16 protein-coding genes are annotated in these 13,752 nt (G+C 44.3%); 4 read left to right on the top strand and 12 right to left on the bottom strand.

Annotated features, from left to right (window positions below):
* Positions 1-90: 90 nt before the first annotated feature.
* Entirely contained in the window at positions 91-510 is a 420-nt protein-coding gene (locus tag K7G75_RS10435) for a DUF3052 domain-containing protein (protein WP_222984192.1), read from the bottom strand.
* Between the two features lie 134 nt (positions 511-644).
* Between K7G75_RS10435 and K7G75_RS10430 the strand changes: the two genes are divergently transcribed.
* Positions 645-1,073: an SRPBCC family protein gene (locus tag K7G75_RS10430; RefSeq protein ID WP_222984191.1), complete on the top strand. Its 429-nt coding sequence runs from the start codon at positions 645-647 to the stop codon at positions 1,071-1,073.
* Positions 1,063-1,389: an ArsR/SmtB family transcription factor gene (locus tag K7G75_RS10425; protein ID WP_222984190.1), complete on the top strand. Its 327-nt coding sequence runs from the start codon at positions 1,063-1,065 to the stop codon at positions 1,387-1,389. The genes K7G75_RS10430 and K7G75_RS10425 overlap by 11 nt, the downstream gene beginning before the upstream one ends.
* Before the next feature lie 3 nt (positions 1,390-1,392).
* Here K7G75_RS10425 and treF read toward each other — a convergent pair whose 3' ends face one another.
* On the bottom strand, positions 1,393-2,982 hold the full coding sequence (treF, locus tag K7G75_RS10420; protein ID WP_262420326.1) for an alpha,alpha-trehalase TreF: 1,590 nt from the start codon (positions 2,980-2,982) through the stop codon (positions 1,393-1,395).
* Positions 2,983-3,080: 98 nt separating this feature from the next.
* Between treF and K7G75_RS10415 the strand changes: the two genes are divergently transcribed.
* Both K7G75_RS10415 and K7G75_RS10410 read left to right on the top strand, forming a co-directional pair.
* Positions 3,081-3,707, top strand: a complete 627-nt coding sequence (locus K7G75_RS10415) for a GntR family transcriptional regulator (protein ID WP_222984189.1) — start codon at positions 3,081-3,083, stop codon at positions 3,705-3,707.
* A gap of 45 nt (positions 3,708-3,752) precedes the next feature.
* The gene (locus K7G75_RS10410; protein WP_222984188.1) at positions 3,753-3,896 is read left to right on the top strand and encodes a hypothetical protein; all 144 of its coding nucleotides are present in this window, start codon (positions 3,753-3,755) and stop codon (positions 3,894-3,896) included.
* A gap of 1 nt (position 3,897) precedes the next feature.
* Here the strand turns inward: K7G75_RS10410 and K7G75_RS10405 are convergent, their stop codons facing one another.
* Genes K7G75_RS10405 through K7G75_RS10360 form a run of 10 tightly spaced genes read right to left on the bottom strand, consistent with a single transcriptional unit; the run spans position 3,898 to position 13,738 of the window.
* Entirely contained in the window at positions 3,898-4,980 is a 1,083-nt protein-coding gene (locus K7G75_RS10405; RefSeq protein WP_222984187.1) for an amidohydrolase family protein, read from the bottom strand.
* Positions 4,981-4,986: 6 nt separating this feature from the next.
* Entirely contained in the window at positions 4,987-5,571 is a 585-nt protein-coding gene (locus K7G75_RS10400; protein WP_222984186.1) for a nucleotidyltransferase family protein, read from the bottom strand.
* A gap of 3 nt (positions 5,572-5,574) precedes the next feature.
* Positions 5,575-6,582 (bottom strand): XdhC family protein, encoded by a 1,008-nt coding sequence (locus K7G75_RS10395; protein WP_222984185.1) that lies wholly within the window; start codon positions 6,580-6,582, stop codon positions 5,575-5,577.
* Between the two features lie 3 nt (positions 6,583-6,585).
* Positions 6,586-7,782, bottom strand: coding sequence for a molybdopterin molybdotransferase MoeA (locus K7G75_RS10390; protein ID WP_222984184.1), 1,197 nt, complete (start codon positions 7,780-7,782; stop codon positions 6,586-6,588).
* Entirely contained in the window at positions 7,779-8,561 is a 783-nt protein-coding gene (locus tag K7G75_RS10385; protein WP_222984183.1) for a sulfite exporter TauE/SafE family protein, read from the bottom strand. The genes K7G75_RS10390 and K7G75_RS10385 overlap by 4 nt, the downstream gene beginning before the upstream one ends.
* The gene (locus K7G75_RS10380) at positions 8,552-9,616 is read right to left on the bottom strand and encodes a HesA/MoeB/ThiF family protein (protein WP_222984182.1); all 1,065 of its coding nucleotides are present in this window, start codon (positions 9,614-9,616) and stop codon (positions 8,552-8,554) included. The genes K7G75_RS10385 and K7G75_RS10380 overlap by 10 nt, the downstream gene beginning before the upstream one ends.
* Positions 9,617-9,619: 3 nt before the next feature.
* A complete protein-coding gene (locus K7G75_RS10375) occupies positions 9,620-10,213 on the bottom strand; it encodes an NTP transferase domain-containing protein (protein ID WP_222984181.1) in 594 nt (197 codons plus the stop codon).
* A 30-nt stretch (positions 10,214-10,243) separates the two neighbouring features.
* Positions 10,244-11,230, bottom strand: a complete 987-nt coding sequence (moaA, locus tag K7G75_RS10370; RefSeq protein WP_222984180.1) for a GTP 3',8-cyclase MoaA — start codon at positions 11,228-11,230, stop codon at positions 10,244-10,246.
* A gap of 18 nt (positions 11,231-11,248) precedes the next feature.
* Positions 11,249-11,503 carry a MoaD/ThiS family protein gene (locus tag K7G75_RS10365; protein WP_222984179.1) on the bottom strand — a complete coding sequence of 85 codons (255 nt, stop codon included), beginning with the start codon at positions 11,501-11,503 and terminating at the stop codon, positions 11,249-11,251.
* A gap of 3 nt (positions 11,504-11,506) precedes the next feature.
* On the bottom strand, positions 11,507-13,738 hold the full coding sequence (locus K7G75_RS10360) for a xanthine dehydrogenase family protein molybdopterin-binding subunit (protein ID WP_222984178.1): 2,232 nt from the start codon (positions 13,736-13,738) through the stop codon (positions 11,507-11,509).
* Between the last annotated feature and the right edge of the window lie 14 nt (positions 13,739-13,752).

The raw sequence follows: 13,752 nt of genomic DNA, 5'->3' as shown, positions 1-13,752 counted from the left end.
TGTTTTCGTTGAATTAGTGCTGAAAGATAACCAAAAGCCCTTGTCTTAAATCCAAAAATAATGTGAAAATAAATGGCGAAACAAAAGATTTTACCCCCTATCCTTTACCCGATATACGAATTTTAATCCGCTCCAATCGTCATCCACTGCGGCCACTTTAATGTCTACCAATCCGATCGCAAGTAAATGCTCCCTCACGGGTTCCCGTTTCAAGTCCGTGTTGATGCTAGATGAGCCTTTGGGCCAGCTCACCCAGAGCATCCCATCTTTTTTTAGCGCTTTTTTGTAGTGGGTGGCATTCTTGTGAAGTTCTTTTTCTGAAGTGCAAAAAATATGGATGAAATCGACAAGTTCATCACCTAGGTTGTTCTTGATATGGAGGTTTGGTGGCAAGTCCGAAAACAGTTTCCAATAATGATTTGGAGGATTATACAGCAGGATACTAAACCCTTCCTTTATTCCGAGTTTTTTCGCAAGCGGTGTTTTTGAGTATCCTGATGTAGGTTTCAAGGTAATACGGTTATGAATTAAGATAAAAATAGGCAATGCTAAAAAAAATAACGCAACCAAAAAGTTGCATAATAAAAAAGAACTTGTATATTTGCAACCATAAAGTTGCGTAATTAATCAATAAATTGAACCATATGAAAGATGTAATCACAAAAGAGCATGTTTTTCCACATCCTATAGAAAAGGTATGGAATGCAATTTCCAAACAAGAGGAAATTTCCGCTTGGTTTATAAAGGCGGATTTTAAAGCCGAGAAGGGCTATAGGTATACCTTCACAGCCAGTGAGGAGCGGGGTTGTACCCAAATAAGCGGGGAGGTAAAGAGTGCCAATCCCTATACTTTGATCTATACTTGGATCGTGCAAAACACCAACACGGAAACAACCGTAAAATGGGATTTGATGAAGACTTCGGAAGGCACCAAGTTGCGCTTGGAGCACTCAGGTATATCCCTGTATCCGGGAGATTCTGCTGTTTCATTTTTTACAAGCTTTGACCAAGGATGGGATCATTGCATTGAAGAACTTGTTTCATTTTTATCAAAAAAGGTCCATGCAGGATAACATCACAAAAATTTTAAAGGCCATTGCCGATCCAAAAAGGCGTGAAATTTTTCACGCCTTGATCATTGCTTCCTCTGCCCTATCCATCACCCAGATTTCCGGTCAATTTGAAATAAGTCGGCAAGGGGTGACCAAGCACATTAAAACTTTAGAACAGGCTGGTTTAGTGGAAATCACATCCATGGGAAGGGAACGGTATTGCATTGCTGATGCAAAACCTTTAAAAAAGATTACAGAATGGGTAAAATTCTATGAGCAGTTTTGGGACACCGCTTTGGATAATTTGGGTTCTTACTTGGATGAAAAAGTGGACTGACCGCTAATTTGGCGCCCGGTCTAATCGCTCTAAGATTTTTTTAAAAGCAATTGCCACACCGTTGGTCCACCCGAATCCATCCTGGGTTGGATATTCACCGCCGCCTGATAGTAAGGAAATGTCTTCCACATTATACTTTTCCAACATTTTTCCGGTGTCTTTGTAGACCTTTTCATTTAGAGCGAGCCAACGCTCCATAATTTCAATGGCTTCCTCCTGATAGCCGTACTGCATAAGTCCCTTCACGGCTATCCATTGCAAGGGCGCCCATCCATTCGGGGCATCCCATTGCTGGCCACTATGCTCCAAAGTGGTTACCAGCCCTCCATCTTTTAGAAAGGAATCCATCAGCACATTTTTAACCTTTTCCGCCTGCGCCCTAGTCGCTATCCCAAAATAAAGGGGATAGACTCCTGCCAGGGTAAGCTCGCCCGTTGTGTCCGAATCCTTGAAATTATAATCTTGGAAAAAACCGGCCTCTTCGTCCCAGAAATAGCTTTGGATGGCCGATTTTCTAGATTGGGCCTTTTGATGAAAGAATGTCCTTGCCTCTTCATCACCTTTTAAACCACAAGCCTCGTATAATTTACGTTCCATGAAATAGAGCAAACAGTTTAAATCTATGGGTAGAATGGAGGTGGTTTCCGTACTGCCGAATTTTCCCTTTTCTCCATACCATCTTGAACTGAAATCCCACCCTGATGCTGCGGCCGACCTAAGATTTCGGTATAGTTCTTTTTTGAGGGAATCTGCTTCCAGATCGCTTGCCAAATGGATATCCTCCTTATACGCCTCCGGTCTAGGGGAGTCTACTTGGTCCCAATACCTGTTCAGGAAAATTTTATTGCCAACATCCACTACGTGTTTCTGGGGCCTTGACTCTACAACGGTTTCGTTGCCATCCATCCAAAAATCATACTCTTTGGCAAGCTCCGGTAAATAATATAAAAGCATATTCTCGTCTTTACGCGCCAGCGCATCCACCATTAGGGCATAAAAAGGAGGTTGGGACCTGGTGTTGTAGTAATCGCGTGTTCCATTTGGGATGAATCCCAAGGAATCTATCAAAAAACTGAAGTTATCGACCATGTTTTTTGCCAAATCATCACGGCCATCGGCGAGCAACCCCTCCATAGTAAAATAGCTGTCCCAGTAATAAATTTCCTGAAAACGACCTCCCGGCACTACATACTCATGGGGCAATGGAATCCGTGAGGAATTGGGAACCAGATTGTCAGGCCCTCGGGTCAGCTTATCCCACATCAGTGAAATGTGCTCATACATGGTCTTGGTGGTGTCCGTTTCAAATTCCAAGGCCTTCATTTCCTGTTTTTCAAAGTGTTGGCCTACAAAATCTTTTAAATCGAATCCCGATTCGGTCTTGGCATCCAAATAGATTCCCTCCAGAGTCGCTATATCATCTTTGGGAACCAAATCAACAAAAGTTTTGGAGTCCTCGAACACGGAGGATAGCTGCACATCCTTGAACAGTTGGGATTCATATAATGAAATATTCTCCACTGTATGGGTATGCTGCTTGCAACTGCCCAGAATCAAAGTGCACATCAAGATGCCTAAAAACAATTTCTTCATCAGAACCGGAATTTGAGTTCATTGTAAATATAGAACAATACGGGAAAATGGTCTTTCCAAAAATGCGTTGTGATTTGTACCTTAAGACCATGGGAGAAATGTCAATTTTGCGGAATCGGGTCCGGGACCATCTATTGAAACAAATCCACAAGGGAAAATTGGAAATTGGCAAATCAATCAATCTTGCGGAACTTTCAAGAACGCTCAATGTCAGTGTGACGCCCGTGCGGGAAGCCCTAAGCCAATTGGAGTATGCCAAGGTCATTAGGGCCATTCCCAACTCGGGGTTTGTGGTGCCCAGACTAAGCAAGAATGAAGCCATGGACCTTTATGGCATTACGGCACAATTGGAGATGATGGCGTTGGAGAGCGTTTCTTTTTCAGAAAATGAAATTGCAAGACTTCGCTCCCAATACCAAACTATGTCCCAAGCCACAAATTCTTTTGATCAGTTGAAGGCCCGGTTCCGGTTTCATGATGAATTGCTGTTGAATTGTGGAAATATGGTATTGGTGCAAATTCTGGACAATTTAAAACTGCGATTGTTGTTCTACGAACACTTCGTCGCCATGGATATGGACTTCCATCAGCTCATGATGAATCAACACGAGGCCATGATCCAAGCCATTGAAGAGAACAATACGCCTACTGCTTGTTTGATCGTGAAAATGAACTGGATGGCTGTTTTGGACCATGTAATGCGCCAAATTGGGAATAGTACATAGAAAATAAATGGACCGGGCAAACGTTTTTTATTTAAACACGGCAGCATGCAATTCTTGAACAAGGAAATAGAAGCACTTTCCAAAAGAAAAAAATCCAAGAGCTTGGTGAAAAAGCAGGTTTCCTGTGGAATTTTCCAGGAATTGGAGCGCAGCGAACTTGATGCCCATATTTTAAGACGAAAGGACTAAATCAATTCTCAAATAGCGATTTATCCAGTCCAGGTATAAGGTTCAGGGCGTTTTTGTAGTATACCTTTCTTAAAACTTCGTCGGGCAGGTCCAATCCATACATGGCCCAGAACGCATGGTATTTTTTGTAGTACGGAAAATATTCATCCGCAGTTTCCAGAACCCTGAAGTAAGTAGGGAATTCTTCTGGATTCCAAGCATCTTTTCCAAATAGTATCCTGTCCTGATATTTTATGAAGAAAGCTTTTGCTCTCCGAGGTTGCCTTCCAAGCTCTGCGATAATGGCCCCAATTCCCACGGACATATTCGGCATTTCATCCATGAGTTCCCCCAACCTATCCAAATCATTGGCATACCAGCCCATATGCGCATTTATAAACTTGGTGTTGGGATGTTTTTTAAACATACGGTGTTGCTCATCCATTATCTGCTGCCAGGGTACCGGGTCGGTATCCGACCTTTTTCTTCGAGGACGCGTCTTGAGTTCCAACCAACGCTCGTTGTGTTTATCAAACGGATCCCAAAAGGATTTTGGGTCGGCGGAATGGATCAATACGGGAATGCCCAACGCAGCACATTTTTCCCAAATGGGGTCCAATCGGGCATCGTCCACAGCAATTCTGTTGCCGTTTACATCTCTGTTCCGCAATCCCAGGCTTTTATAGATTTTAAGTCCCTTTGCCCCACTTTTGACGTCTAAATCCAATTGGGCGGCTGCTTGTTCACCCCAATTTGGATTGCCCACTCCACCAAAGTTCACATTGGCAAAAATGGCAAAGCGGTTGGGATAATTTTCGTTTACATTCTTGAGCTTGGCCCGCAGTTCCGGACCCGATTCGCCGCTAAGGTTGACCATAATCCCCATGTTCAATTGGTCCATGTCTTTTATCAAGGCCGATAGATCTTGGGTAGCCATGCCAAACTGATGGCTGTGCACATCAATAAAAGTAAACTTGGCCTTTTCCTTGGGGTTTTCTGATACCACCAAGGTGGACTTTGGACTGTATTCCTCAAAACCCATTTCTTGCGATGGGGCGTTTGACGAAATGAGTATAAAAGTTAAAGCAAGACTATATTTAATCATTTTAATTTACTTGTTTTCAATTAGTTGATTATACTTTTCCATAGTGTCAATATCTACTTGTCTGCCGTTGGACTCAATCCCGACAGCATACTTTTGCTGTTCCAAGATAATCTGTTGTGCACCAAAATCCTTATTGAGCATGAGCAATTCGGGGAAAAGAGTTTTATCAAAAATGGCCGGCACCCCTAGTTTGTCTCCATAGGAAGTTGCCACAATGGTATATCGCTCCTGGATAAAAGTTTCCTTCATTTCTTTTAGAAATGGTGCGTCCAAAAAAGGCTGGTCCGCCAACATAATCAAGACACCCTGAAGGTCTTCTTGTTCCTTTATGGATGAAACACCAGTGGATATGGAACTTCCCAGGCCACTTTGCCAATTGGGATTGTACACAATTTTTATATGGGAAGGAACCTGTCTAGCAATTATATCCAAATTGGAACCTAATACAACGTGGCAATGGTCACTTACTGTTTTGGCTTGTTCAATGGCATGCCCCAAAAGTGTGGAACTTCCCCAGGGGAGCAATTGCTTTATTTTGCCTTTCATTCTTGTTGAGGCACCTGCGGCGAGTATTAGTACTGCTATGGACATGGACTAGGTGTGTATTTTACCCATCTTGTCCTTTAATGGCAAGGGTTCCTTTGCATTACGCACGGCCAGGATTTCTGAAAGAATGGAAATGGCTATTTCTTGCGGGGTTTCTGCCCCAATGTCTATTCCTGCAGGGCCGTGGACACGTTCCAAAAAATCCTCGGAAATTTCTGGGCATCGTTCCAAGAGCTCTTCAAACAATTTTTCCCGACGTTTGAAGGGTCCGAGAAGTCCAATGTAGTCAATTTCAATGCCCTTCAGGGCAATCAAAAACTGTAGGTCCTTTACAAAACTATGGGTCATGATCATCACGGCGGTTTGCTTATCCACTTCGGGTTGGAAGTGTTCTGGGTCCACCTGCAACAACTTGTGTGCTCTTGGGAAGTCGTTTTTGGTTTTTTCTTCCTTCACATTGGCTACTACAGTGACCTCCCAACCCGCCAATGAGGCGAATTGGCACAGCTGCACTGCATCATGCTCCGACCCAATGATCATCAACTGAAAACAGGGGCGCATTTCTTGTTCAAAATGTGACAGGTTAATTTGGTCCTCCTTCCACCCCTGAGCTAAGGGATAATCTTTGTTGCTAAGCTTGAAGTAACTCCTATAGTTGAGGTTTTCACTTTGATCTTTTGTATAGACCGAACGTATGGAAAATTTCTTTCTATGTTCCAACACTTTCCAAAAAGCATCCAAAAAATCTTCCCCTGGCCTGAATGGTTCAATAAGAATGTAAAGAACGCCCTCACACCCCAGCCGATAACGTCCATCATACACCATTACTTTTGGAATTCCGCTGGAAAAAACAGACTGCGCCTGTCTCAACACTTCCTTCTCAACACATCCGCCACTTACAGCGCCCACCATGTCCCCATTTTCAAAAATAAGCATTCGCACCCCTGGTCTTCGGTATGAGGAGCCATCAAGGGCAACCACTGTGGCCAAAACGGTTGTTTCGGTCTTTCCTCTTTTTTCGTATGCTTGAAATAAGGCCTTTACTTCGTGTGTCATGTCTCAGATAATTCGTCTTGTGACCAAAATTGGAACCACTTCACCGGCTTTCAAGGTGTCTTTTGGGTTCAATTGGATGAAACCATCCGCTTTGGACAGGCCCAAGAGATCCCCAGAGCCTGTTGTGGATAAGCTAGCTGCATATAGAGTTCCGTTTCTTTCCTTTACAGTGACGCCTTTGAAGAGTGTCAAATCCGTTGTGTTTTCGATAGGTTCTTCTAAAAGTACAGTAAATCGTTCTGTTTTCCTTCCCAAAGTTTTGTTAAGCCAAGGCACAAAATAGAGATGGTAATTGACAAATGTTGAGACTGGATTTCCAGGAAATGAAAATATCAATGTTTGGCTATCGCTGTGCTTTCCGAACCAAAAGGGTTTTCCAGGTCGCTGGAGTACCCCGTGAAAAAGTTTTTCAACTCCCAAAGCTGAAAAAGTCCCTGGCAGAAAGTCATACTTTCCTTTGGAGACGCCCCCACTCAAAATCAGTGTATCGTATTGGCCCAGTAGATTGTCCAGATTTTTCTTTAATGTTGACGACTCATCCATAAAATGAAACGACTCCGCAGCGATGCCAATCGTTTTGAGAAGGGTGACAAGCGTGTGCGAGTTGGATTTTCGTATTTGAAACGGCGCAGGAGTGTCATCAACCTCCACCAATTCATTGCCTGTGGCAACGACGGCCACTTTGGGCAATTTTTGCACGAACACCCTTGACTTGCCCACAGAAGCCAATATCCCTATTTCAGCAGGATCAAGTAAAGTACCTGGGTAGAGCAAAGGTTCATTTTTAGATACATCGCTGGCCTGATAATGGATGTTCTGTCCTTTTTGAATGTGTTTTTGAACGGTAAAACCGCCATCTGTTTTATGGAGATGCTCGTACATGATCACCGTATCTGAATCTTTGGGTATTATGGCCCCTGTCATAATCTCAATGCAGACAGCTCCTTGATCTAGTATTAATTGTGGGCTTCCAGCTTGGGCCGTTCCCATTGTTTTGAACTGGGTTTGGGGAGATTCATAATCATCGAACCGAATGGCAATACCATCTTTGGTAGCTCTATTGAAAGGCGGAAAATCACGGTCCGATACGATTGTTTCAGCCAAAATCCTGCCCAGTGATTCGGACAGGGCTACCTCTTCCGCCCCATAGTTTTGGGCTTGGTCCAGGACAATATGTAAGGCTTCATCATAAGAAATCATGAGAAAAAATTAAGTTCAAGACCATTTTTCAGCAAAACTCGGATTCCAACGAACAAAACCAATATTGCGGTAAGCATTCTAATTCGTTTTGCCGAAAGTCTGCCAAGGCTTATGCGCACCCCAAGCTGACCCCCTAATAATACGGCCAACAACAGTACCACAATCTCTGGCCAGAATACTTCAAAGGAGTCGCTGGCGATAAGACCTGTGATGCCGGAAATGGAGTTTACCAAGATAAAAAAACTGGCCAAGGATGCAATCACTATCGGTTTGTCCCATTTGAGGTGATTTAGGACCGGAGCCAGAAAAATGCCTCCTCCGATGCCCACCAGACCCGATAGAAAGCCGATGCCCGCACCCAATACGTATGGTGCATAGACAGGGTACTTTTTTGCCTGCCAGTTTGGTTTCAATGACAGGGTCTGAACTATCAAGGCCAATGAGGAAATTATCAATGCAATGGCCAGAATAATGAAAAACACCTTTTCTTCCAAACGGAAGGCTGCGCCCAAAAAGGCCAACGGTATACTGGTGACGATAAAGGGAAGAAACTTTTTAATCTGGAGATGGCCGCTTTGGTAATATAAGTAGCAACTGCCCAATACCACTGTCAAATTGCACAGTAAGGCCGTGGTTCTAATCGCAAAAAAACTTACGAGGACCAAGGTCAATATGGCCAGATAGCTGGAACCTCCCCCAAATCCCACGGATGAATATAGGGTGGCCACGACAAAAAATACAAGGGCAACCAAGATCAAATCAAGCAAAGCTATGGACATGTAGCTTTTATTTGGTCCATCCCTCCAACTACGCTTACCAGTTTTATATGTGCATATGAGTCCTGGATCCGTCGTATGGCCATTTCGCTTCGCTTTCCAGATTGACAGATAAAATAGACTTCTTTTTCCGGGTTTATTATTTTTGGCAAAGCTTCCAAAGTATCCAGAGGAACGTTCAATGCCTCCTCCAAATGATGCTTTTGATATTCTTGAGGTGTGCGAACATCGATGAGCTGTATTGTTTCCTGTTCCCTGAGTGATTGGAAATCTTCTGGGTTAATGGAATCAATGACTCGACAATCCACATCATGATATTTATCCTGTAAATTTTTGATTTCCTTGTTTTTTGGATTGGTGCTGAAGCCAATTTTGGCAAAACGTTGCTGCAAGCCATCAAAAACCAACAATTGTCCGGAAAGCACCTCTCCCACTCCGCTAATCAGTTTTACGGTTTCCAAGGCCTGAAGTGTTCCGATGATTCCCGGCAATACCCCCAAAACCCCATTTTCATTGCAATTTGGTATCTCCTCCGAAGAGGGCATCGTTGGATAAAGACATCGGTATGTGGGCCCCGCCCCATGATTAAAGACGCTTACATGGCCTTCAAATCCATGTAAAGCTCCATAAACGAAGGGCTTGTTGAGAATTACGCAAGCATCATTGATCAAATATCTGGTAGGGAAATTATCTGTCGCATCAACCACTACATCATAATCCCGGATTATTTCAATGGCGTTTTCCCTGACAAGAAAACTATCATGCAATTTGAAAGCGGTATTGCTGTTTTGCCCTATCAATTTTTCATGGGCCACATCCAACTTCGGTTTACCGACATCCTTTTCACTATAAAGAACCTGTCGCTGTAAATTATGAAGCTCAATCCTGTCTTGGTCCATTAGTCCCAAGGTACCCACGCCCATGGCGTTGAGGTACTGCAGCACAGGCAGTCCCAATCCCCCGAGGCCCACCACCAAAACCCGACTTTGGGACAACTTTTCTTGGGCATCCGGGCCAAAATCAGTCAATTGAATTTGTCTGGTGTATCGGGAATCCATGGCTCAGGAAATTATGGACTTTGCATATTCATAGTCGGAAAGGGAATTGGCATTGTAGAGCACTTCATCCCGTGATGGAAAAACCAGTTCTATTTCAGAATTGATCAAAAACTTTCTTGGACAAGAACTTTCTGCTGTTTCCAAATACTTTTTTGCCCGCTCCAAGCCTTTTGGTTCCCAAATGGTAATAAGTGGTTCGGGAAGTTTGCTCTGTTTTGTAGCAAAGGAGGTCGCCATTTTTTCATGGTTTCTGCTACGGGCAAGCTGATGAATGGCTTTTGTATCGATCAAAGGAAGGTCACAGGCCAACACGAACCAGGCCACTTCCGGATGTTGCACATGGGCACTCAGTATGCCATTAAAGGGTCCTTTATGCGCATTGTTGTCCTCTATGCTTTGAAAACCAGTAGGTATTGATTCCAATTGTTGTGATCTTACACTCAGGAAAACTGAGTCACATACTGCTTGCAAAAGACCATAAAGATATTCTTGGTGGGGTACACCATGATAGGCAATGAGGTTTTTATCGGACCCCATTCTGGTGCTCTTTCCTCCTGCCAGCACAAGACCATATAATTTTGGGATGTTATCCGCCATTCCCTTAAAATACACTTTTTTGTTGATTCATCAACCTCCGATTGAGGTCATGGAATTATTGAATACGGTTTTGGCATGTTCCTTTTGGGCCTCAAAACCGGTTTTGGCACGTTTCCCGATTACATCAATAATGGTATTTGAGACACTTTCCCCACTTTTGGTTTCTCGAAGAATGTCCCTCAGGTTTGCCTTTGGCTTTCCATAGAGACAGGTGATCACATCACCGGTGGCCGTTACGCGTAGCCTGTTGCAACTGCCGCAAAAGGTCCTGCTGAACGACGGAATGACCCCAAAAGTGCCCTTATGGCCTTCAATCTGGTAATTGATCGAAGTGGAAGTTTTGGGCGATTCCAATTTTTTGAAATCGGGATAGGTTTTTCTAATGTGCTCAATGATAGCGTGATAGTTCCATTTGATGAAACCAAAATTCTTTGACCCACCATTGAATGGCATTTCTTCCAGAAAACGGACAGAAACTTCGTAGTGTTTCATCACATCCAAAATGGGAATGATGTCCTGCTCGTTTTGCCCTTCAAGAACAATAAAATTGATGCGCACATTAAAACCTTCGGTGATGAGCCGGATAAGATTGTTATGGACCGTATCAAACTGCTTGCGACGCGTAATACGCTCAAAAGTTTCGCGGTTTATGGAATCCAGACTCACATTTACGTTTTTTATGCCCAATTCCTTAAGCTCATCAATGTGAGGCCCAATCAAAGTAGCATTGGTCGTGACGGAAATGTCGTTCAGCCTTGGCATTTTTGATAGTTCCCTTAGCAACACCATTACATCTTTTCGCACAAATGGCTCACCACCCGTAATCCGAATCTTGTCAATGCCTTGATCGACCAAAATCCTGCTAACCTTAATGAGTTCATCAATGGTCAGTAGGTTATCGTTCTTGGCAAAGTCGATTCCTTCGGAAGGCATGCAATAATTGCAACGCAAATTGCAACGGTCCGTGACCGCAAGGCGTAAATAATTTATGGTTCTACCGTGGTTGTCAATCAACATAGGGTCTTATAAATTTTGTTATCCGCCACTCACGGGGGGAATCAGTGCAATTTCGTCATAAGAATTGAGTACATGGTCATCATCGGCATAGGAATTGTTCACTGCGACCGCCAATGCGTTTAATTTATTCAGTTCCGGATAGGTTTTGCCCAAATAGGCCTTCAGTTCTTTCACCGTGCTGGGCATTCTTTTTCCGGACAGACTTGAAGTGGGAAAGGACAGTGTGGGACTTCCCACAATGTCCTTTGTGATTCCGAACAATAAAATTGTCATACGCTAGCCAATAATTTCCTTGACAGGTGCTTTTAACAGTTCTGGTGTGTTGGCAAAAGGCTGTTTGTAAAGCCGATTGCCCGTTGCTGCCTTAAATGCGTTTGCAATGGCCCCTCCTGCAGGGGGCAAAGTCGGTTCGCCCAATCCTGTCGGAGAGTGTTCATTCTCGATAAAGTAGGTGACCACTTCGGGTGCTTCCCGCATTCTTAGCAAGCGATACTTATCGTAGTTCGTTGCAGTGGGCCTGCCGTTTTCAAAGCTGAGTTCGCCATACATGGAATGGCCAACGCCGTCCAATACACCTCCCTCAATTTGGTTCATGGCCCCTAACGGATTCACCACGATGCCGCAATCCACAACACAGGTGATTTTTTTCACCACCGCTTCGCCATTTTCTATTTCCACATCTGCCACTTCAGCCACATGGGTATTATGGCAGTAATAATTTACAAATCCTTGGTAGACATTATCGGGTTTTTTGCCCCAACCAGATTTTTCAACAGCCACACGAATGACCTCCTTCATGCGCTCCGGGGAGTATTGTATGCGTTCGTCTTCCTCGGGTTTTACTTTGTCCAAAAGATCCAAACGCAATTGAATTTTGTCCACCTCCATCATTTCCGCCAGCTCATCAAAGAAACTTTGTTCGGCGTAGGCCAAGAAGTTGGTATAGGGTGCTCTCCAAGCCCCAGTGGTGATGTTGCTGTTGTAGGAAGCCGTGTCCACTTGATAATTTTCGATGGCTCCTGCGGGGAAGAAATTGGGAATCAAACCGTACATATTGGAGTTTACGGCCGCTTCCTTAAGGTGATAGGCTATAACTTTTCCATCTTTCACTCCGGCTTTTATGCGATACTTTATGGCCATTCTGTAAATGCCGTCTTCCATATCATCTTCTTTTGAGAAGACCAATTTGACTGGTTTCCTCACCTTGTCGGCAATCTCTGCAGCCTCTATGGCAAAATCCCCATAAAGTCTTCTACCAAAACCGCCCCCGATACGGGTCATTTCAAGATGGATGTCCTTGGGGTCACGCCCGAGCATTTGTGCTACAAAACCTGCGGTACCCTCTGGTGTTTGGATTGGACCGATCAACCGTACTTTTTCATCAGTGACAGCCGCGAAAAAGTTCATGGGTTCCATGCAGCTATGGGGCAGGAATGGGGATTCATAGGTCCGCTCCAAAATCTGGTCCGCTTCGGCAAAGGCTTTTTTAACATTGCCATCGGCGCGTTGGGTCTCAAATTTATTTCCGTCCAAAAGGTCCATCAGAATCTTGTCATGGTCCGCAGTGCTCTCAGCTTTGCTGGCCTCTTCCCATTCCACCTTTATGGCTTCTTTTGCCTTCAACGCCTCCCATGTAGAACCCGCAATGACCACAATTTTATCACTATCACTGGTAATGTTGGTGATTCTTGGCACTTCCTCTTTTAAAGCACGTAATTTTTCCCCAATGGTGAATACATCCATTACGCCGGGCATGGCTTTAGCTTCGGTGGCATCATACGAGACCAATTTATGGCCAAAGGCCGGCGGACGGACCACAGCGGCGTAAACCATCCCTTCCTCTTTATAATCCAATCCATAAAGTGGCTTGCCTGTGATGATTTCATCAATATCCACATTAGCCGCATCTTTACCTATAATTTTGTAATCTTTTGGGCTTTTGAGCTTGATATCTTCTGGAACTTCCAATTGGGCAGCATCGTTCACTACATCACCATAGCCCAATGTCTCACCGGCGGCATTCGTTATGACACCCTCACTGACGGTACATTCCGATGGGTCCACACCCCAGCGCGCCGCAGCGGCAGAGACCAACATCTGTTTAGCGGCCGCTCCGGTCTGGCGAAGGGCATCCCAACCAAATCGGATGGACTGGCTTCCCCCGGCAACCTGACGGGTATAATTTTCGGTGTCGAGGATGCCCTGTTCCACATGAACATTTTTCCATGCCACGTCCAATTCCTCCGCTACGATCATGGGCATGGAGGTCTTGACCCCCTGCCCTACTTCCGGATTGGGTGAAAAAATGGTCACCGCTCCATTGTCTGCAATTTTGATAAAGGCATTGAAGTCCTTGTAATCCAAACTTGCCAAATCAATTGCGGGTTCCGAAATGACCTTGGGTTTGCACGCCTGAAAAAGGTTAAAGCCTATCAGCATACCTCCTCCCGCCAAGGACGAGTTCCGAAGAAAGGCTCTTCTACTAAGATTTTTATTGTTTGTTGACATTGTAGTTGTTTTTG

The sequence above is a fragment of the Flagellimonas meishanensis genome (genome assembly GCF_019880545.1).
GTDB classification, from domain to species: domain Bacteria; phylum Bacteroidota; class Bacteroidia; order Flavobacteriales; family Flavobacteriaceae; genus Flagellimonas; species Flagellimonas meishanensis.
This window is presented reverse-complemented; position numbering and strand designations above follow the sequence as displayed.

Coding starts and splice junctions, on each gene's coding strand:
- K7G75_RS10430 (WP_222984191.1), top strand. CDS start 645: ATGAAAGATGTAATCACAAAAGAGCATGTTTTTCCACATCCTATAGAA.
- K7G75_RS10425 (WP_222984190.1), top strand. CDS start 1,063: ATGCAGGATAACATCACAAAAATTTTAAAGGCCATTGCCGATCCAAAA.
- treF (WP_262420326.1), bottom strand. CDS start 2,982: ATGAAGAAATTGTTTTTAGGCATCTTGATGTGCACTTTGATTCTGGGC.
- K7G75_RS10415 (WP_222984189.1), top strand. CDS start 3,081: ATGTCAATTTTGCGGAATCGGGTCCGGGACCATCTATTGAAACAAATC.
- K7G75_RS10410 (WP_222984188.1), top strand. CDS start 3,753: ATGCAATTCTTGAACAAGGAAATAGAAGCACTTTCCAAAAGAAAAAAA.
- K7G75_RS10405 (WP_222984187.1), bottom strand. CDS start 4,980: ATGATTAAATATAGTCTTGCTTTAACTTTTATACTCATTTCGTCAAAC.
- K7G75_RS10400 (WP_222984186.1), bottom strand. CDS start 5,571: ATGTCCATAGCAGTACTAATACTCGCCGCAGGTGCCTCAACAAGAATG.
- K7G75_RS10395 (WP_222984185.1), bottom strand. CDS start 6,582: ATGACACACGAAGTAAAGGCCTTATTTCAAGCATACGAAAAAAGAGGA.
- K7G75_RS10390 (WP_222984184.1), bottom strand. CDS start 7,782: ATGATTTCTTATGATGAAGCCTTACATATTGTCCTGGACCAAGCCCAA.
- K7G75_RS10385 (WP_222984183.1), bottom strand. CDS start 8,561: ATGTCCATAGCTTTGCTTGATTTGATCTTGGTTGCCCTTGTATTTTTT.
- K7G75_RS10380 (WP_222984182.1), bottom strand. CDS start 9,616: ATGGATTCCCGATACACCAGACAAATTCAATTGACTGATTTTGGCCCG.
- K7G75_RS10375 (WP_222984181.1), bottom strand. CDS start 10,213: ATGGCGGATAACATCCCAAAATTATATGGTCTTGTGCTGGCAGGAGGA.
- moaA (WP_222984180.1), bottom strand. CDS start 11,230: ATGTTGATTGACAACCACGGTAGAACCATAAATTATTTACGCCTTGCG.
- K7G75_RS10365 (WP_222984179.1), bottom strand. CDS start 11,503: ATGACAATTTTATTGTTCGGAATCACAAAGGACATTGTGGGAAGTCCC.
- K7G75_RS10360 (WP_222984178.1), bottom strand. CDS start 13,738: ATGTCAACAAACAATAAAAATCTTAGTAGAAGAGCCTTTCTTCGGAAC.